This is a genomic window from Streptomyces sp. NPDC059455, assembly GCF_042750115.1.
Classification (GTDB): Bacteria; Actinomycetota; Actinomycetes; order Streptomycetales; family Streptomycetaceae; genus Streptomyces; species Streptomyces endocoffeicus.
In genome coordinates this window covers 1-17,901 of the sequence record NZ_JBHYVB010000062.1, presented here as the reverse complement: position 1 = coordinate 17,901, position 17,901 = coordinate 1, and the positions used below count along the sequence as shown (strand labels likewise).

Annotated in this window: 13 protein-coding genes; 5 read left to right on the top strand and 8 right to left on the bottom strand. The window is 71.9% G+C overall.

All coding sequences use genetic code 11. The annotated features are described in order from the left end of the window. Positions 1 to 256 precede the first annotated feature (256 nt). The 5 genes from whiA to ACFXB5_RS22700 all read right to left on the bottom strand — a co-directional run bounded on the left by whiA (position 257) and on the right by ACFXB5_RS22700 (position 5,975). Positions 257 to 1,246 carry a DNA-binding protein WhiA gene (gene whiA / locus ACFXB5_RS22720; RefSeq protein ID WP_030840944.1) on the bottom strand — a complete coding sequence of 330 codons (990 nt, stop codon included), beginning with the start codon at positions 1,244 to 1,246 and terminating at the stop codon, positions 257 to 259. After that, the gene (yvcK, locus tag ACFXB5_RS22715) at positions 1,237 to 2,256 is read right to left on the bottom strand and encodes a uridine diphosphate-N-acetylglucosamine-binding protein YvcK (protein WP_201853456.1); all 1,020 of its coding nucleotides are present in this window, start codon (positions 2,254 to 2,256) and stop codon (positions 1,237 to 1,239) included. The genes whiA and yvcK overlap by 10 nt, the downstream gene beginning before the upstream one ends. Then, the gene (rapZ, locus tag ACFXB5_RS22710) at positions 2,253 to 3,188 is read right to left on the bottom strand and encodes an RNase adapter RapZ (RefSeq protein WP_020872202.1); all 936 of its coding nucleotides are present in this window, start codon (positions 3,186 to 3,188) and stop codon (positions 2,253 to 2,255) included. Before rapZ ends, yvcK begins: the two co-directional genes overlap by 4 nt. Then, the gene (gene uvrC, locus ACFXB5_RS22705) at positions 3,185 to 5,425 is read right to left on the bottom strand and encodes an excinuclease ABC subunit UvrC (RefSeq protein ID WP_385210746.1); all 2,241 of its coding nucleotides are present in this window, start codon (positions 5,423 to 5,425) and stop codon (positions 3,185 to 3,187) included. Before uvrC ends, rapZ begins: the two co-directional genes overlap by 4 nt. Before the next feature lie 124 nt (positions 5,426 to 5,549). Beyond that, complete coding sequence (locus ACFXB5_RS22700) at positions 5,550 to 5,975, bottom strand: ubiquinol-cytochrome c reductase iron-sulfur subunit (protein WP_385210743.1); 426 nt, start codon at positions 5,973 to 5,975, stop codon at positions 5,550 to 5,552. 252 nt (positions 5,976 to 6,227) lie between these two features. Here ACFXB5_RS22700 and ACFXB5_RS22695 point away from each other — a divergent pair, with 252 nt between their 5' ends. Further along, on the top strand, positions 6,228 to 7,286 hold the full coding sequence (locus ACFXB5_RS22695) for a LacI family DNA-binding transcriptional regulator (RefSeq protein WP_385210740.1): 1,059 nt from the start codon (positions 6,228 to 6,230) through the stop codon (positions 7,284 to 7,286). After that, entirely contained in the window at positions 7,283 to 8,233 is a 951-nt protein-coding gene (locus tag ACFXB5_RS22690) for a carbohydrate kinase (RefSeq protein ID WP_385210737.1), read from the top strand. The genes ACFXB5_RS22695 and ACFXB5_RS22690 overlap by 4 nt, the downstream gene beginning before the upstream one ends. Before the next feature lie 188 nt (positions 8,234 to 8,421). Here the strand turns inward: ACFXB5_RS22690 and uvrA are convergent, their stop codons facing one another. Continuing rightward, positions 8,422 to 11,439, bottom strand: coding sequence for an excinuclease ABC subunit UvrA (gene uvrA / locus ACFXB5_RS22685; RefSeq protein WP_385210734.1), 3,018 nt, complete (start codon positions 11,437 to 11,439; stop codon positions 8,422 to 8,424). Between the two features lie 229 nt (positions 11,440 to 11,668). On the opposite strand from uvrA, the gene ACFXB5_RS22680 reads away from it, so the two are divergent. The 3 genes from ACFXB5_RS22680 to ACFXB5_RS22670 all read left to right on the top strand — a co-directional run bounded on the left by ACFXB5_RS22680 (position 11,669) and on the right by ACFXB5_RS22670 (position 14,507). Next, positions 11,669 to 12,415 carry a maleylpyruvate isomerase family mycothiol-dependent enzyme gene (locus tag ACFXB5_RS22680; RefSeq protein WP_385210731.1) on the top strand — a complete coding sequence of 249 codons (747 nt, stop codon included), beginning with the start codon at positions 11,669 to 11,671 and terminating at the stop codon, positions 12,413 to 12,415. A 4-nt stretch (positions 12,416 to 12,419) separates the two neighbouring features. Next, entirely contained in the window at positions 12,420 to 13,076 is a 657-nt protein-coding gene (locus tag ACFXB5_RS22675; RefSeq protein WP_385210728.1) for an MBL fold metallo-hydrolase, read from the top strand. A gap of 120 nt (positions 13,077 to 13,196) precedes the next feature. Next, the gene (locus ACFXB5_RS22670) at positions 13,197 to 14,507 is read left to right on the top strand and encodes an MFS transporter (RefSeq protein WP_385210808.1); all 1,311 of its coding nucleotides are present in this window, start codon (positions 13,197 to 13,199) and stop codon (positions 14,505 to 14,507) included. 90 nt (positions 14,508 to 14,597) lie between these two features. Here ACFXB5_RS22670 and ACFXB5_RS22665 read toward each other — a convergent pair whose 3' ends face one another. Both ACFXB5_RS22665 and ACFXB5_RS22660 read right to left on the bottom strand, forming a co-directional pair. Beyond that, on the bottom strand, positions 14,598 to 15,602 hold the full coding sequence (locus ACFXB5_RS22665) for a TerC family protein (RefSeq protein ID WP_385210726.1): 1,005 nt from the start codon (positions 15,600 to 15,602) through the stop codon (positions 14,598 to 14,600). A gap of 251 nt (positions 15,603 to 15,853) precedes the next feature. Continuing rightward, positions 15,854 to 17,815: a TerD family protein gene (locus tag ACFXB5_RS22660; protein ID WP_385210723.1), complete on the bottom strand. Its 1,962-nt coding sequence runs from the start codon at positions 17,813 to 17,815 to the stop codon at positions 15,854 to 15,856. Positions 17,816 to 17,901 lie beyond the last annotated feature (86 nt).

Below are 17,901 nucleotides of genomic sequence, written 5' to 3'. Positions count from 1 at the left end.
CATGTCAACAGCGGCGCGCGGAACGGCTGTCACATGCCCCGCGACGCACCACGCCCCCGGATCGCTCATGTGATCCAGGGACGTTGGGGTACGGCTCTCGGCTCTCGTACGGCTTGTCGGGCCGTCAGCTGATGGGGGCGGGCGGCTCGCGGGGCGGGCGGCTCGTAGGACCGTCAGCTGATGGGGCCCGTCGGCTCGCGGGACCGGCCAGCTCGTGGGGCCGTAAACTCGCGCGGCAGTCAGCTCGTAGGACCGGTCAGCCGACCATGCCGTCGGCCATCTCCTCGGTCAGGCTTGACTCGGTGCCGGGGATGCCCAGGTCCTGGGCGCGCTTGTCGGCCATGGCCAGCAGCCGGCGGATACGGCCCGCGACGGCGTCCTTGGTCAGCGGCGGGTCGGCGAGAGCCCCCAGCTCCTCCAGGGACGCCTGCTTGTGCTCCATGCGCAGCCGCCCGGCCGCGGCGAGGTGCTCGGGCACCTCCTCGCCCAGGATCTCCAGAGCGCGCTGCACCCGGGCCCCGGCGGCGACGGCGGCGCGGGCCGAGCGGCGCAGATTGGCGTCGTCGAAGTTGGCGAGGCGATTGGCGGTGGCCCGCACCTCGCGGCGCATCCGCCGCTCCTCCCAGGCGAGGACCGACTCATGCGCCCCCAGCCGCGTCAACAGCGCGCCGATGGCATCACCGTCCCGGACGACCACCCGGTCCACCCCGCGCACCTCGCGCGCCTTGGCGGCGATCTGCAGCCGGCGAGCGGCGCCGACCAGGGCGAGCGCGGCCTCCGGACCGGGGCAGGTCACCTCCAGGGAGGACGAGCGGCCGGGCTCCGTGAGCGAGCCATGGGCGAGGAAGGCCCCGCGCCAGGCGGCCTCGGCGTCGCAGGTGGCGCCGGAGACGACCTGCGGCGGCAGTCCGCGGATCGGCCGGCCGCGGCCGTCGACCAGGCCGGTCTGCCGCGCCAGCTGGTCACCGCCCGCCACCACCCGCACCACGTACCTGCTGCCGCGGCGCAGCCCACCGGGGGCCATCACCACCAGATCCGAGGAGTGGCCGAAGATCTCCAGGATGTCCTTGCGGACCCTGCGGGCCGCGATCCCGGTGTCCAGCTCCGCCTCGATCACGATGCGCCCGCTGACCAGGTGCAGCCCGCCCGCGAACCGCAGGATCGCCGAGACCTCCGCTTTCCGGCAGCAGGTCCGGGTGACGGGGAGCCGGGAGATTTCGTCCTTCACCGCTGCCGTCATCGCCATGGGCCGATCCTTCCATGCATCCGAAAAATACGGTCGTACGCGGCCGCCAGAAGCTCCGGGTCATGCTTCGGGGCACCGTCGGTCGCGGCCACCGGCGCCAGCTCGACTGTGCCGCCCAGCCGCTTGGCGGCGTCGCACAGACTGCTCTGGTCGGGGACGGCGGCCTCGTCGGCCAGCACCACGTCGAAGGCGAGTTTAGGGGCGTGTCGGGCCAAAACCTCCAAATGACGCTGCGGGGAGAAGCCGTCGGTTTCTCCCGGCTGAGGGGCGAGGTTCAGCGAGAGCACGCGCCGGGCCTTGGTCTCGGTGAGCGCCTTGAGCAGATCGGGGACCAGCAGATGGGGGATCACGGAGGAGAACCAGGAGCCGGGTCCCAGCACCACCCAGTCGGCGTCCATGACCGCCTCGACGGCCTCGGGGACGGCCGGCGGATCGTGCGGCACCAGATGGACCGACTGCACCTCGCCGGGGGTGAGCGCCACGGTGGCCTGCCCGGCGACGGTGGAGACCTCGTCCGGGCGCGCCGGGTCATGGCCCCGGACGTACGCCTGGAGCTCCAGGGGGACGGCCGACATGGGCAGCACCCGGCCGTGGGCGCCCAGCAGCCTGCCGACCAGGTCGAGTGCCTGCACATGGTCGCCCAGCTGCTCCCACAGGGCGACGATCAGCACATTGCCCACCGCGTGGCCGTGCAGATCGCCCTCGCTGACGAAGCGGTGCTGGATGACCCGCGCCCAGGTCTGACCCCAGTCGTCGTCGCCGCACAGCGCGGCCAGGGCCTTGCGCAGATCGCCGGGCGGCAGCACGCCCAGCTCGTCCCGGAGGCGTCCGCTGGAGCCCCCGTCATCGGCCACGGTGACGACGGCGGTCAGATCGCCGGTGATCCGGCGCAGCGCGGCCAGCGACGCCGACAGGCCCATGCCGCCGCCCAGGGCGACGACTTTGGGCTGCGCACCCCGGTTCGTCCGCGCCCCGACCAGCCGTCGCAGCCGGTTGCTACGAATGGTCACTCGCGCCCCATGTCCCGGTGGACGATGACGGTCTCCACTCCCTCGGCGGCCAGCCGCGGGGCGAGCCGCTCGGACATCGCGACGCTGCGGTGCTTACCGCCGGTGCAGCCGACGGCGATGGTCACATAGCGCTTGCCCTCGCGTCGGTAGCCCGCGGCGATGAGCTGGAGCAGCTCCGCGTAGCGGTCCAGGAACTCCTTGGCGCCGGGCTGGTTGAAGACATAGCTGGAGACCTCCTCGTTGAGCCCGGTGAAGGGGCGCAGCTCGGGGACCCAGTGCGGATTGGGCAGGAAGCGGCAGTCCACCACCAGATCGGCGTCAACCGGCAGCCCGTACTTGTAGCCGAACGACATCACGGTGGCCCGCAGCTCGGGCTCCTCCTCGCCCGCGAACTGGGCGTCCATCTTGGCGCGCAGCTCATGGACGTTGAGGCTGGAGGTGTCGATCACCAGATCGGCGTCCCCGCGCAGCTCGCGCAGCAGATCGCGCTCGGCGGCGATGCCGTCCACGATCCGGCCGTCGCCCTGGAGGGGGTGCGGGCGGCGCACGGATTCGAAGCGGCGCACCAGCGCCTCGTCGGACGCCTCAAGGAACAGCACGCGCCGCTTGACGTTCTTGGCTGCGAGGTCGGCGAGGGACTCGCGGAGGTTGTCGAAGAAGCGGCGCCCGCGGACGTCCACCACCACGGCGATCCGGGCCACATTGCCCTGGGAGCGGGCGCCCAGGTCGACCATGGTGGGGATCAGCGCGGGCGGCAGGTTGTCCACGACGAACCAGCCGAGGTCCTCCAGACACTTGGCGGCGGTGCTGCGGCCCGCGCCCGACATTCCAGAGATGATCACCAGCTCGGGGATGGCCGCCGCCTCGGCGGGCTCGCCCGACGTGCCCGTATTCACCTGCGCTCCGTCTCCATGGTTCTCGTGCTCGGTCATGGTCTGGTCCCCCCGTTCGACGACGCCGCGCCGGCGGCCTCGTCCTCAATGATCTCTCCTGTGGCGGTGTTCACGGCGGGCGCGGCCGGGGCGGCCCCGGCGAGCGCCGCGGCGACCGTCTCGGCCGTCTTACGGCCCACGCCGGGCACCTCGCAGATCTGCTCGACGGTGGCGGCGCGGAGCCGCTTGACCGAACCGAAGTGCTTCAGCAGGGCCTGCTTACGGCTGTCACCGAGGCCCGGAACGGTGTCCAGCGGCCCGGCCTTCAACGACTTGGCGCGTTTGCTGCGCTGGTAGGTGATGGCGAAGCGGTGGGCCTCGTCACGGACCCGCTGAAGGAGGTAGAGCCCCTCGCTGCTGCGGGGCAGCACCACCGGGTCCTCCTCGTCCGGCAGCCACACCTCCTCGAGCCGCTTGGCGAGGCCGCAGACGGCGACATCGTCGACGCCGAGCTCGTCAAGGGCCCGTTGGGCGGCGGCCACCTGCGGCTTGCCGCCGTCGACCACGACGAGCTGGGGCGGGTAGGCGAACCGCTTCGGCCTGCCCTCCTCGTCGATCGGGCCGGAGGGCCCCTGGTCGAGGCCGTCGGGTCCATCGGGTCCGTCTGGTCCGTCTGGTCCGTCTGGTCCATCGAGGGGCTGCCCGGTGGACCCGGTGGACCCGGTGGACCCGGTGGACCCGGGAGTCTCGACGGCCCCGGGAACCCCGGGAGCCCCGAGAACCCCGGGAGCCCCGGATGTTTCGGTGGCCCCGGGAGCCCCGGCGATCCCGGATGCCTCGGTGGCTCCGGAAACCTCAGGAGCCCCGGTGGCTTCCTCCTGCCACTCCCCCGTCTTCTGCTTCTCCTGCAGATAGCGGCGGAAGCGGCGACTCACGACCTCGTGCATGGAGCGGACATCGTCCTGCCCGGCGAAGCTCTTGATCTGGAAGCGGCGGTACTCACTCTTCCGGGGGAGCCCGTCCTCGAAGACCACCATGGAGGCCACCACGTCATCGCCCTGGAGATGGGAGATGTCGAAGCACTCCACGCGCAGCGGAGCGGAGTCCAGCCCCAGGGCCTCGGCGATCTCCTCCAGCGCCCGGGAGCGGGTGGTGAGGTCGGAGGCGCGCTTGGTCTTGTGCAGCGCGAGCGCCTGCTGGGCGTTGCGCTGCACGGTCTCCATCAGGTCCTTCTTGTCGCCGCGCTGCGGGATGCGCAGATCGACCCGGGAGCCCCGGCGCTCGGCGAGCCACTGGGCGACCGGCTCGGCCGGTTCCGGCACGGCGGGCACCAGGACCTCCTTGGGGACGGCGTCGCCGCGCTCCTCCCCGTACAGCTGCTGGAGGGCATGCTCGACCAGCCCGGCGGTGTCGACGGCCTCGACCTTGTCGGTGACCCAGCCGCGCTGACCGCGCACCCGGCCGCCGCGCACATGGAAGATCTGGACGGCCGCCTCCAGCTCGTCCTCGGCGACCGCTATCAGGTCGGCGTCGGTGGCGTCGGCGAGCACCACCGCGTTCTTCTCCATGGCGCGCTTGAGCGCGCCTATGTCGTCACGGAGCCGGGCCGCCTTCTCGTACTCCATGTCCTCGGCGGCCTCGTGCATCCGCTCCTCCAGGCGGCGCAGATAGGTGCCGGTGCGGCCGGCCATGAAGTCGCAGAACTCCTCGGCCAGTTGGCGGTGCTCCTCGGCGGTGACACGGCCGACGCAGGGGGCCGAGCACTTGCCGATATAGCCGAGCAGACAGGGGCGGCCGATCTGGGCGGAGCGCTTGAACACCCCGGCGGAGCAGGTCCGGACGGGGAACACGCGCAGCATCAGGTCGACGGTCTCGCGGATGGCCCAGGCGTGGGCGTACGGGCCGAAGTAGCGCACGCCCTTCTTCTTGGCGCCGCGCATCACCTGGACCCGGGGGAACTCCTCGTTGAGGGTCACGGCGAGGGAGGGGTAGCTCTTGTCGTCGCGGTACTTGACGTTGAACCGGGGGTCGAACTCCTTGATCCAGGAGTACTCGAGCTGCAGGGCCTCGACCTCGGTGGAGACCACGGTCCACTCCACGGCGGCGGCCGTGGTGACCATGGTGCGGGTCCGCGGGTGGAGGTTCGCCAGGTCCTGGAAGTACGACGAGAGCCGCTGGCGCAGGCTCTTCGCCTTTCCGACGTAGATCACCCGGCCGTGCTCGTCACGGAACTTGTAGACCCCCGGCGAGTCGGGGATCTGTCCCGGCTTGGGGCGGTAGCTGCTCGGGTCGGCCATGGTCACCACCCTACTTGCGGGGAGTGACACATCCGGTGCCCTCGGGGCGCGGTTCGGTGAGGTCCAGGGGATTTGGGGATTCCGCCGCCCGCTCAGGCGTCGGGTCCCGCGATGAGCCGTCCCCTCAGGCGTCGGGGCCCGCGATGAGCCGTCCGCCCTTCGCCGTGACCGGGACCGACGGCAGCGGCCGCTCCGCGGGCCCCTGGACGACCTTGCCGGTGCGGGCGTCGAACTGGCTGCCGTGGCAGGGACAGTTGATCTTGCCGTCCTCGACCGTGTCGACGACGCATCCGGCGTGGGTGCACACCGCGCTGAACGCCGTGAACTCCCCCTTGGCGGGCTGGGCGACCACCACCCGGTGCTCTCGGTAGATCTTGGCGCCGCCGACCGGCACCACACCGGCCGAGCCGAGCTCGACGGGGGCGGTGGGCGTCGGGGACGCCTTCTTGCCCGATCCACCCGGGGAGCAGGCCGCCACCCCGAGCCCGGCGGCTCCGGCCAGCGCGGCGCGGCACAGCACGGTTCGACGGGAGGCGGGCTGGCTGGACATCTGCGGCTCCTGAGGGTGTGAGGGCCCTCCGACCATACCGGCACAGATCCTTCCGTTCGCCACCGCCCCCAGGGGGGACGTAAGCGTTTGCGCAAACGTTTACGTCAGCCGCCCGATGCGGTACGTTACGTGCCCCTGGCAGGGCTCGGCAGCCCGACGGACCCGAACTCCCCCTTTGGACCGGCTCCCCCCTGGACCGGCTCCTCCTTGGACCGACTCCCCCGACGATCTCGACGTTAAGGACCGCAGCGGATGGCAACCATGGTCGATGTCGCCCGTCGCGCCGGGGTGTCCGTGGCCACCGTCTCGCATGTGCTCAACGAGACCCGACCGGTCCGCCCCGGCACCCGTAAGGCCGTGCTGGACGCCATCGACGAGCTCGGGTACATCCCCAATACGCTGGCGCGCTCCCTGGTGACCGCGCGCACCCGCTCGATCGGCCTGGCCGTCTCGGCGATCAGCAATCCGTACTTCACCGAGATCCTCCAGGGCGTCGAGGCCGGCGCCCTGGAGCGGGGCTACGGTCTGCTGATCGCCGATCCGCATGACGACCCCGAGCATGAGCTGACCGTCGTCCGGCTGCTGCATGAGCGACGGGTGGACGGCGTGCTCGTCGCCCCGTCGGCCGGGCCCGCCGGGCTGCTGGAGTATCTGGCCCGCCGTAAGATCCCCGCCGTCTTCCTCGACCGGCTGGTCGGCGACGCCCATGACCAGGTGTGCGCCGAGAACACCCGCCCCGTCGAACAGCTGGTCGACCATCTCGCCGATCTCGGCCACACCCGCATCGGACTGGTCGCGGGGCTGCCGGGGCTGAGCACCACCACCGAGCGGATCGCGGGCTACCGGGCCGGGCTGGAGCGGCACGGGCTGCCGTTCCGCCCCGGGCTGCTGGCCGAGGGCCACTCCGAGGCGCGGGGCGCGGAGGACGCCGTCCACCGGCTGCTGGCCTCCCCCGAGCCGCCCACCGCGATCATCACCGCGAACAACGCCATGACCATCGGTGCGCTGCGCGCCCTGCGCACGGCAGGGCTGAGCGTGCCGGACGATCTCGCGCTGGTCTGCTTCGACGACTTCTCCTGGGCGGATGTCTTCTCCCCCGGGCTCACCGCGATCTCCCAGCCCAGCCGGGAGGTCGGCGCCACCGCCGTCCGGCTGCTGCTCGAGCGGCTGGAGAATCCGGGGCGGCCGCCGCGCACCGTCCGGCTGCCCTGTGCCTTCGTCCACCGCACCTCGTGCGGCTGTGTGGCCGAAGGCCTCGACCGACCGCTCCCCGGAACTCCCGGAATCGCCGGAAAGGACCCCGTCTCGTGATCGTCGTCGCCGGAGAAGCCCTGATCGACCTCGTGCCCGAGCGCACGTCGAACCCCGCGGCGGGGGGCCAGTTGCCCGCGCTGCGGCCCGCGCGCGGCGGCGGCCCGTACAACACCGCGCTGGCCCTCGGGCGGCTCGGCTCGCCCACCGCGTTCTGCTCGCGGGTCTCCACGGACGGTTTCGGGGAGGCGCTGCTGGAGGGCCTGCGGAAGGACGGCGTGGACACCGCGCTGGTGCAGCGCGGCGAGGAGCCCACGACCCTGGCCGTGGCCTCCATCGGGGCCGATGGCTCGGCCGGGTACGGCTTCTATGTGCAGGGCACCGCGGACCGGCTCTTCACCCTGCCGCCGTCCCTTCCCGAGGGGGTGAGCGCGCTGTCGCTGGGCACCTGCTCGCTGGTGCTGGAGCCGGGCGCGAGCGCGTACGAGGAGCTGCTGCGGCGCGAGGCCGCGCGCGGGGTCTTCACCACGCTGGACCCCAATATCCGCACCGGTCTGATCCCCGACGCCGATGCCTACCGGGCCCGCTTCCACGGCTGGCTGCCCCATATCGGCCTGCTGAAGCTGTCCATAGAGGACGCCAGGTGGCTGGCCGACTCGGAGGACGCGGGGGATGTCGAGAGGGCCGTGGGCGCGTGGCTGGCGGCGGGCCCGGCGGCCGTGGTGCTCACCCATGGCGGGGAGGGGCTGAGCGTACGGCGCCAGGACGGCTCGGTGATCTCGGTGCCGGGCGAGCGGGTGGACATCGTGGACACCATCGGGGCGGGCGACACCGTGAACGCCGCGCTGCTGCACCGGCTGGCGGGTCACCAGTCCCTGTCGGCGCCCGCGCTGGCCAAGCTGGACGAGGCGGCCTGGCGGGATGTGCTGGGCTTCGCCGCCCGCGCCGCCGCGATCACCTGCTCCCGCGCGGGCGCGGAGCCGCCCTACGCGTCCGAGCTGGTCTGAGCCCAACCGTTCCGGCTCCGCTCGCGCCGCGCCCGGGGCCGGGCCGGGGCGGGGCGGGGCCCGCGGCGGTGGGGGGGTCGGCGGCCGGCGCGTGGGGGGGGGCCGGGGGGATTGGGCCGCACCGTTGCCGCCGCGGACGGCGCGGGCCGGGTCATCTCGGGCGGGGGGCGCGGGCACAGCGGCTTGGGCTACTTCGCGGCCGTCCGCTTGGAGGCGGCCGTGGTCTTGGCCGCCGCCTTCTTGGCCACGGTCTTCTTCGCCGCGGTCTTCTTGGCCGCCGTGGACTTCGCGGCGGCCTTCTTGGCGGGCGCCTTCTTGGTGGTCACGCCGCCCTTGCGCGCGGCGGGCACCGTGGCGTCGCTCACCCGGTCGCCCAGCATGTCCCGCAGGAACTTCCCGGTGTGGCTGACCGTGATCGAGGCCACGTCCTCCGGGGTGCCCTCGGCGATCACCAGACCGCCGCCGCTGCCGCCCTCGGGGCCCATGTCCACGACCCAGTCGGCCGTCTTGATCACATCGAGGTTGTGCTCGATGACGATCACCGTGTTGCCCTTGTCGACCAGGCCGGAGAGCACGCTGATCAGCTTGCTGATGTCCTCGAAGTGCAGACCGGTGGTCGGCTCGTCCAGCACATACACCGTGCGGCCGGTGGACCGCTTCTGGAGCTCGCTCGCCAGCTTGACGCGCTGGGCCTCACCGCCGGAGAGGGTCGGCGCGGGCTGCCCGAGCCGGACATAGCCCAGCCCGACCTCGTTGAGGGTGCGCAGATGGCGGGCGATGGTGGGCACCGCCTCGAAGAAGTCCAGCGCCTCCTCGATGGGCATGTCCAGCACCTCGGCGATGGACTTGCCCTTGTAGTGCACCTCCAGGGTCTCCCGGTTGTAGCGCGCGCCGTGGCAGACCTCGCACGGCACATACACATCCGGCAGGAAGTTCATCTCGATCTTGATGGTGCCGTCACCGGAGCAGTTCTCGCAGCGGCCGCCCTTGACGTTGAAGGAGAACCGCCCGGGCTGGTACCCGCGGACCTTGGCCTCCATCGTCTCCGCGAACAGCTTGCGCACATGGTCGAAGACGCCGGTGTACGTGGCCGGGTTCGAGCGCGGGGTGCGGCCGATGGGCGACTGGTCGACATGCACCACCTTGTCCACGAGATCGTCGCCGGCGACCCGGGTGTGCCGCCCGGGAACCGCCCGCGCGCCGTTCAGCTCGCGGGCCAGATGGGTGTAGAGGATGTCGTTGACCAGCGTGGACTTACCCGATCCGGAGACACCGGTGACGGCGGTGAGCACCCCGAGCGGGAAGGACACGTCGATGTCCTGGAGGTTGTTCTCCCGGGCGCCGTGGACCGTGAGGCGCCGCTTGGGGTCCATGGACCGGCGCGCCGCCGGCAGCGGGATGGCCTTCTTGCCGGACAGATAGTGCCCGGTCACCGACTCCTGGTTGACCAGCAGCTCGCTCAGCGGCCCGCTGTGCACCACCTTCCCGCCGTGCTCGCCCGCGCCCGGGCCGATGTCCACCACCCAGTCCGAGGTCTTGATGGTGTCCTCGTCGTGCTCCACGACGATCAGGGTGTTGCCGAGGTCGCGCAGCCGCACCAGCGTCTCGATCAGCCGGTGGTTGTCTCGCTGGTGCAGGCCGATGGACGGCTCGTCCAGCACATAGAGCACACCCACCAGTCCGGAGCCGATCTGGGTGGCCAGCCGGATGCGCTGGGCCTCGCCGCCGGAGAGGGTGCCCGCGGCGCGGTTGAGCGAGAGGTAGTCCAGGCCGACGTCGACCAGGAACCGCAGCCGCTCGTTGACCTCCTTGAGGACCCGCTCGGCGATGGTCTTCTCGCGCGCGCTCAGCTCCATGCCGCGCAGGAACTCGGCGCATTCGCTGATCGACATCGCCGAGACATCCGCGATGGACTTGTCCTGCACGGTGACGGCCAGGACGATCGGCTTCAGGCGGGTGCCCTCACAGGTGGGGCAGGGCACCTCGCGCATATAGCCCTCGAACCGCTCCCGGCTGGCGTCGCTCTCCGCCTCCGAGTGGCGCCGCTTCACATAGGGCAGCGCGCCCTCGAAGGCCGTGGTGTACGCCCGCTGGCGGCCGTAGCGATTGCGGTAACGGACCTCGATCTGGGTCCGGTGCCCGTTGAGCAGCGCCTTCTTGGCGCGCTGCGGAAGCCCGGCCCAGGGCACGTCGGTACGGAAGCCGAGCGCGTCGGCGAGCGCGCCGACCAGACGGCCGAAGTAGTCCTTGGTGTGGCCGTGGGACCAGGGGTGGATGGCGCCCTCGTCCAGCGACTTCTCCTCGTCCGGGATGATCAGCTCCGGGTCGACCTCCATCCGGGTGCCGATGCCGGTGCACTCCGGGCAGGCGCCGAAGGGCGAGTTGAAGGAGAAGGTGCGCGGCTCCAGCTCCTCGAAGGACAGGTCGTCGTACGGGCAGTAGAGATGCTCGGAGAACATCCGCTCCCGCTGCGGGTCGTCCTCCTCCAGGTCCACGAAGTCGAGGATCACCATGCCGCCGGAGAGGCCGAGGGCGGTCTCCACCGAGTCCGTCAGCCGGCGCTTGGCGCTGTCCTTGACGGTGAGGCGGTCCACGACCACCTCGATGGTGTGCTTCTCCTGCTTCTTCAGCTTCGGCGGGTCGGACAGCTGGATGGTGGCGCCGTCCACCCGGGCGCGGCTGTAGCCCTTGGTCTGGAGATCGGAGAAGAGGTCGGCGAACTCCCCCTTGCGCTCGCGCACCAGCGGCGAGAGCACCTGGAAGCGGCTGCCCTCGGGGAGCTCAAGCACCCGGTCCACGATCGCCTGCGGCGACTGGCGGGCGATCGGACGGCCGCACTCGGGGCAGTGCGGCTTGCCGATACGGGCGAACAGCAGCCGGAGGTAGTCATAGACCTCGGTGATGGTGCCGACCGTCGAGCGCGGATTCCGCGAGGTCGACTTCTGGTCGATCGACACCGCGGGGGACAGGCCCTCGATGAAGTCCACATCGGGCTTGTCCATCTGCCCCAGGAACTGGCGGGCGTAGGAGGAGAGCGACTCGACGTACCGGCGCTGCCCCTCGGCGAAGATCGTGTCGAACGCGAGGGACGACTTGCCCGACCCGGACAGCCCGGTGAAGACGATGAGCGAGTCGCGAGGAAGGTCGAGTGAGACGTTCTTGAGGTTGTGCTCGCGAGCGCCACGAACGATGAGACGGTCGGCCACGCCGGTCGGCACCTTTCTTGAGAGGGTCGGGGTGCGCCGAGCCCGCTCGCGGGGCGGCCCTGCCGGTCGGAGCAGAGGCGGAGCGGAGCGAAGCCCCCAACCCAGGGTATGGGGGCACGACGACGATGTCTTAAGGATGCAACACGCCGAGCCTATAGCACGCACATTCGATTTGCGGGACACGGGAGCCGACTTCACCCGATCGTGTGGTGCGCACTACGGTCGGGTCATGACCGACTACGCCGGGGCCGACTACGCCCGGGACGCCGCCGCCGTTCAGGAGGCGACGGACCGGCTGCTGACCGCCGTCGCCGCCCTCGACGACGCCTCCCTCGCCCGTCCATCGGAGCTCCCGGGCTGGACCCGCGGCCATGTCCTGGCCCACCTGGCCCGCAACGCGGACGCGATGGTGAACCTCCTCACCTGGGCCCGGACCGGCGAAGAGACTCCGATGTACCCCGACGCGGAGACGCGCGACGCCGACATCCGGCGGGATGCCGCCCGGCCGCTCGCCGTCCACCTGGACGACCTGCGCACCAGCGCCGCCCGCTTCGACGCGGCGGTCGCCGCGCTGCCCCCGGAGCGCCTGCCGTACGAGGTGGCCCTGCGCGGCGGTGTCCGGGAGCCGGCCGCCGGGCTGCCGCTGCGCCGCCTCACCGAGGTCGAGCTGCACCATGTCGATCTCGGCATCGGCCGCACCGTGGCGGATCTCCCCGCCACCTTCGTCGAGAGCCAGCTCACCGTGCTCACTGGTACAAGGTTCGCCGGGCACCCGGATATTCCCCCGCTGCGACTGGCCACCGGGCCCGGCGAAGCGGACGTCCGGCACACCGGCCGCCCCGCCGCCCCCGGGGAATCCCCGGTCACCGTCACCGGCTCCCCCGCCGCCCTGCTGGGCTGGCTCACCGGCCGTACGGACGGCGCCGGTCTATCCTGCCCCGACGGTCCCCTGCCCGCCCTGCCCGCACTAGGCTGAGGCCATGACCTACAGCGGAGTGGTGACGGTCGGCGGACCGGCCGACGTGCATGAACTGCCCGATCTCATGATCTCGAAGGTCGCGGTGGGCCCCATGTCCAACAACGCCTATCTGCTGCGCTGCCGGGCCACCGACGAACAGCTGCTGATCGACGCCGCCGCGGAGCCGCACACCCTGCTCTCCCTCATCGGCGAGAGCGGGATCGCGTCCCTGGTCACCACCCACCGCCACCCCGACCACTGGGGCGCGCTGCGCGAGGTGATGGAGGCCACGGGCGCCCGTACCTACGCGGGCCGTTACGACGCGGAGGGCATCCCGGCGCGCACCGATGTCCTGGTCGAGGACGGCGACACGCTGCGGGTCGGCCGGGTCGAGCTGACCGCCCGCCATCTGGTCGGCCACACCCCGGGCAGCATCGCCCTGATCTACGACGATCCGCACGGCCATCCGCACGTGTTCACCGGCGACTGCCTCTTCCCGGGCGGGGTCGGTAACACCCGTAAGGATCCCAAGGCGTTCGAGAGCCTGATCAACGACGTCGAGACCAAGCTCTTCGACCAGCTCTCCGACGAGACCTGGGTCTACCCCGGCCACGGCGACGACACCACCCTCGGCGCCGAGCGCCCGCACCTCGGCGAGTGGCGCGAGCGCGGCTGGTAACGGCGCTCGCACGCCCCGGAGCGCCGCGCGCCTCCGTACGCCCCGTGACCCCCGGCGGGCCGGGCCGGTTGTCGCGTCATGCAGCACGACCGCTCACCGCAGCATGACCGCTCACCGTCCATGGCCCGCCTCGCGGCCGCGTCCATGGCCGGCACCGCGATCGAGTTCTACGACTTCTTCGTCTACGGCACGGCCGCGGCGCTCGTCCTCGGCCCGCTGTTCTTCCCCACCTTCTCGCCGCTGGCCGGCACCCTCGCCGCCTTCGGCACCTTCGCCGTCGGCTTCATCTCCCGGCCGCTGGGCTCGATGCTCTTCGGGCCCCTCGGCGACCGCCACGGGCGCCGTCCGGTGCTCATCGCCTCGCTGCTGCTCACCGGTCTCGCCACCGTCGCCGTGGGCTTCGTCCCGACCTACGACTCGATCGGCATCGCCGCCCCCGTCCTGCTGCTCGTGCTGCGCTTCCTGCAGGGGCTGGGGCTGGGCGGCGAATGGGGCGGCGCGGTGCTGCTGACCGCCGAGCACGCGCCCGCCGCACGGCGCGGGCTGTGGTCGGGCTTTCCGCAAGTCGGCCCGTCCATCGGCTTTCTGCTGGCCAACGGCACGATGCTGGCCCTGTCGGCCACGCTGAGCGATGGCGAGTTCCGGTCCTGGGGGTGGCGGGTGCCGTTCTGGGGCGCGGGGCTGCTGGCGGGCGCCGGGCTGCTGCTGCGGGCCCAGGTGACCGAGTCCCCGCGGTTCCGGGAGCTGGCCGAGCGCGGTGAGCAGGCCGCCGCGCCGCTGGCCGAGGTGGTGCGCGGCCACTGGCGGCTGGTCCTGCTGACCGCGGGCGGGCTGGCGGTGGGTTACGCCGTCTTCTACGCGGTCACGACCTGGTCGCTGGCGTACGGCACGGAACGGCTCGGGGTCGCCCGCACCACCCTGCTGGGCTGCATCATGGCGGCCGTGGCGGTCCTGGGCGCCCTGACGCCCCTGGCGGCCCATCTCGGCGACCGCTTCGGGCGGCGGCCGATGTGCCTGGTGGGCTGCGTGGCCATCGTGGTGTGGATGTTTCCGCTGGCCGCGCTGTTGCGCACCGGTAAGCCGCCGCTGATGTTCCTCGGCTTCCTGGGCGCGCTGCTCGCCTTCATCACCATGTTCGCCGTGACCTCGGCCTATCTGCCCGAGCTGTTCGAGGCGCGGGTGCGCTGTACGGGGGCGGCGCTCGGCTACAACCTCGCGGGTGTCCTGGGCGGGGCGCTCACCCCGATCGTGGCGACGGCGGTCTCCCACGGCGACGGCCCGCCCTGGGGCGTCGCCGCGTATCTGACCGCCGTGGCGCTGCTGAGCCTGGGCTGCTTCGCCCTGCTGCCGGAGACACGGCCGACGGCCGACCGTCCGGATGGTGGACGGTCGGCCGTACGGCCTCTGGAGGCCGGGGAGGCGGCTGTGTGAGCCCGTCTCCCGGATCCGGGACTGTGGACGGCTGTCGGACGCCGCCGGGCGCTCTCGGGCGCCGTCAGGGCGGTGACGCCGCGGGTGCCGTCAGACGTCGACGCTGTCCTTGTCCCGGGCCCGGTCCTCCCCGCTCCCCGCCGCCGCCAGGGCCTGTTTCTTCGAGGCGTACAGACTCGTGGCCGTGGTGACGGCGAGCACCGCGCAGATGACCCCGAGCGAGACCGGGATGCTGATCTCCGGGACATGCACCCCGGACTCGTGCAGCGCGTGCAGCACCAGCTTGACGCCGATGAAGCCGAGGATGATCGACAGCCCGTACGAGAGGTGGACCAGCTTCTTGAGCAGGCCGCCGATGAGGAAGTACAGCTGGCGCAGGCCCATCAGCGCGAAGGCGTTGGCGGTGAAGACGATGTACGGATCCTGGGTGAGGCCGAAGATCGCGGGTATCGAGTCCAGCGCGAAGAGGACGTCGGTGGTGCCGATCGCCAGCATGACGATCAGCATCGGGGTCATCAGCCGCTTGCCGTTCTCCACGATGAACAGCTTGGTGTCGTGGTACCGGTCGGTGGACGGGACTCGCTTCTCGACCGCCTTGAGCAGCCGGTTCTCCTCGAACTCCTCTTCCTCCTCATCGGCCCGCGCCTCCTGGATGAGCTTCCAGGCCGTCCAGATGAGGAAGGCGCCGAAGATGTAGAAGACCCAGGCGAAGGTCGAGACGATCGCGGCGCCGGCGGCGATGAAGACCGCGCGCAGCACCAGGGCGATGAGCACCCCCACCATCAGCACGCGCTGCTGGTAGATCGTCGGCACGGCGAACTTCGCCATGATCAGGACGAAGACGAAGAGGTTGTCGACGCTCAGCGACTTCTCGGTGATGAAGCCCGCGAAGAACTCGCCGGAGGGCTGGCCGCCCGCGAAGACCAGCAGCCCGAGCCCGAAGAGCCCGGCGAGGGCGACCCAGACGGCGGTCCAGATCCCGGCCTCCTTCATGGAGACCTCATGCGGTTTGCGGCCGCCTATGAAGAAGTCGACGGCGATCAGGGCGCAGAGGCCGATGATCGTCAGCCCCCACATGGTCACGGATACGTCCACGGTTCCTCCGGCATTCGTACGGCAGTCTCAGCGTCGTCGCTGCCGGAGGTCTCTTCCGCCCATGGACCGCCCATGGACCGGAGTCCCGGGATTCCGTCCGGCCTCCTGGTGCCGGACGGAATCCGTGGTGACGGGAACACCGCTAAGGAGTACTCCCCTCCGCGTAAAAGAGAGTACAGGAATCCCCATGAGAGAGTAAAGAGAAAGGCAAAAGTCCTGTTCAGAGCCCGGTCAGCCCTGGTCAGCCCTGGTCAGCCGCCATAGGACTGGCGGGCCCGCGCGGCCCTCAGAGCCTGCGCGGCCCTCCCCACCTCCCCCAGCACCTGGTCCAGCACCCGGCTGCCCGGCGGCACCGTCGGCGGCTCATACGTCCACGCATGGCCCACCCAGGGGTCGGCGAGGTGGTCGTCGGCCACCGGCGTGAGCCGCATCAGCGACCGCCACAGCGGGTCCAGCACCGGACCGTAGGCCCGCGCGTCCTCGCGGTCGGCGACCATCATCAGATGCACGCCCACCGAGGGCCCCTCGTCCGCCAGATAGCGCAGCTGGGTGACGGCCCGGTCGTCGAAGCCGTGCGGGAAGTCATGGACGATCAGCAGCTGCTCGGCGGTGTCCATATCCGGCGGCAGCGCGTCCGTGGCCCGGCTGCGGATCGCCATCTGCACCAGGTCGACACGCTGGGTCAGCGCGGCGAGCACCGCCGAGACCCCCTGGGCCCCGGCCGCCGGCGGCTCGGCCAGCACACCCGACCCCACCAGCGGGGCGAACGACCCCGCGGCCGAACCCGCCGGGTCGATCACATGCACCGCGAACTCCCCCGCCGGATAGACGGCCAGCATCCGCGCCGCGATCGCCACCGCCGCGTCCGCGGCCAGCCTGCGCAGCTCACCGGAGTCGGCCGGCCCGTCGAACGAGCCCGAACGCCCGGCGTCGATCCACAGCCCCCGCTCCAGCGGCAGCCGCACCAGCATGGGGATGCGCAGATCGGCGCGCTCCGGAAGGTGCAGATCGCCCAGGCGCAGGGCCATCGGGACCTCCATCGGCACCTCATACGCCTGCCACACCGGGCTGTCCCAGCGGGCGTAGGCGTACGGCAGCGCGGGCTCCACCACCTCGGCCTCGGAGATGAGCTGCGCCAGATCGCGGTCGAGGGCGATCCGGGCCTGCTCGACGAGGTCGGTCTGCTTGGCGCGCGCCTCGGCGCGCGCGGAGTCGGCGGCCGGGCCCACCCGGGTGCGCGGGTCGGAGAGCACCCGGTCCAGCTCCTGCTCCATGCGGGACTCGGCGAAGTCCACCGCGCTGCGGTAGGCGGCGGTCGTCCGGGCCAGGTCCTCGAACATCCCCCAGACCTGGTTGTAGAGCCGCTCGTCCATGGACCAGCCGGAGGCGTCGCCCGCGACCGGCCGGGCGGGCTGTCCGGGCGCGGCGGGCGGCGCCGTGGGCGGGGGTGTGGGCGGCGCGGCCGTACGGCGGCTCGGGTGCTGGTAGTCGATGGGCCCTCCGGCGGCGGGCGTGCCCTGCGGCTGCTGGGGCGGGGTCTGCGGCTGCTGCGGCGGGGTCTGCGGCTGAGCCGGGGCCGGGTCGGTGCCGCCGCCCGCGGCGGCCGTGCGCACCCGGCCGTCGCCCTCCGGGCGGGGCGGGGGCTGGGCGACCGAGCGGGCCATGCCACGGGCCACCGCCTCGTTGATCCGCGCCGCGAGGTCGGTGCCCTGCTCCAGCCCCTGGTCGTGCAGCATGGCGGCCAGCCCGCCCGCGTACCCCTGGCCGATGGCGCGCACCTTCCAGGCGTCCTGCCTGCGGTACAGCTCCAGGGCCGCCACCGCGGACTCCGAGTCCAGATCGGTGATGGTGTAGCTGGCGATCTCGGAGCCGTCGAGGCCGGTGACGGCGACGAACGGCGCGGCCATGGCGCCGAACCGGGCCGGGCCGCCGACGCCGGTCGGCAGCGCGAGCAGCACGGTGACCCGGTGGATGTGCTCGGGCATCGCGCCGAGGTCCACGGCGAGCCGGTGGTCGGCCGCCGCCTGTTTGGGCACCTCTATCCCGGCCAGCTGGGGCGAGGCGGGATGCGCGACCCATTCGGCGCCGTGCACCGTGCCCCGCTCATCGCCGAGTGTCGCCCCGGCCACGATCGGATTGCCCGCAGAGATCCGGATCTCCAAACGGGTCTGGGGCAGCGGGTGGTTCTGCCCTCGGACCAGCTCGGCCGTCATGGCTGCGTCCCCTCGTTGTGTTCCGCTGTGTGCCGTACGTGTGAGTGGTGATGCGGTGGTGCGGTGAGCGCGTCGGCCCGGCGAGC

Bases quoted from the DNA above. Each gene is read 5' to 3' on its own strand.
- ACFXB5_RS22675 (WP_385210728.1), top strand. From the start codon at position 12,420: ATGACCTACAGCGGAGTGGTGACGGTCGGCGGACCGGCCGACGTGCAT.
- ACFXB5_RS22670 (WP_385210808.1), top strand. From the start codon at position 13,197: ATGGCCCGCCTCGCGGCCGCGTCCATGGCCGGCACCGCGATCGAGTTC.
- ACFXB5_RS22660 (WP_385210723.1), bottom strand. From the start codon at position 17,815: ATGACGGCCGAGCTGGTCCGAGGGCAGAACCACCCGCTGCCCCAGACC.
- rapZ (WP_020872202.1), bottom strand. From the start codon at position 3,188: ATGACCGAGCACGAGAACCATGGAGACGGAGCGCAGGTGAATACGGGC.
- ACFXB5_RS22700 (WP_385210743.1), bottom strand. From the start codon at position 5,975: ATGTCCAGCCAGCCCGCCTCCCGTCGAACCGTGCTGTGCCGCGCCGCG.
- ACFXB5_RS22680 (WP_385210731.1), top strand. From the start codon at position 11,669: ATGACCGACTACGCCGGGGCCGACTACGCCCGGGACGCCGCCGCCGTT.
- uvrC (WP_385210746.1), bottom strand. From the start codon at position 5,425: ATGGCCGACCCGAGCAGCTACCGCCCCAAGCCGGGACAGATCCCCGAC.
- ACFXB5_RS22695 (WP_385210740.1), top strand. From the start codon at position 6,228: ATGGCAACCATGGTCGATGTCGCCCGTCGCGCCGGGGTGTCCGTGGCC.
- whiA (WP_030840944.1), bottom strand. From the start codon at position 1,246: ATGGCGATGACGGCAGCGGTGAAGGACGAAATCTCCCGGCTCCCCGTC.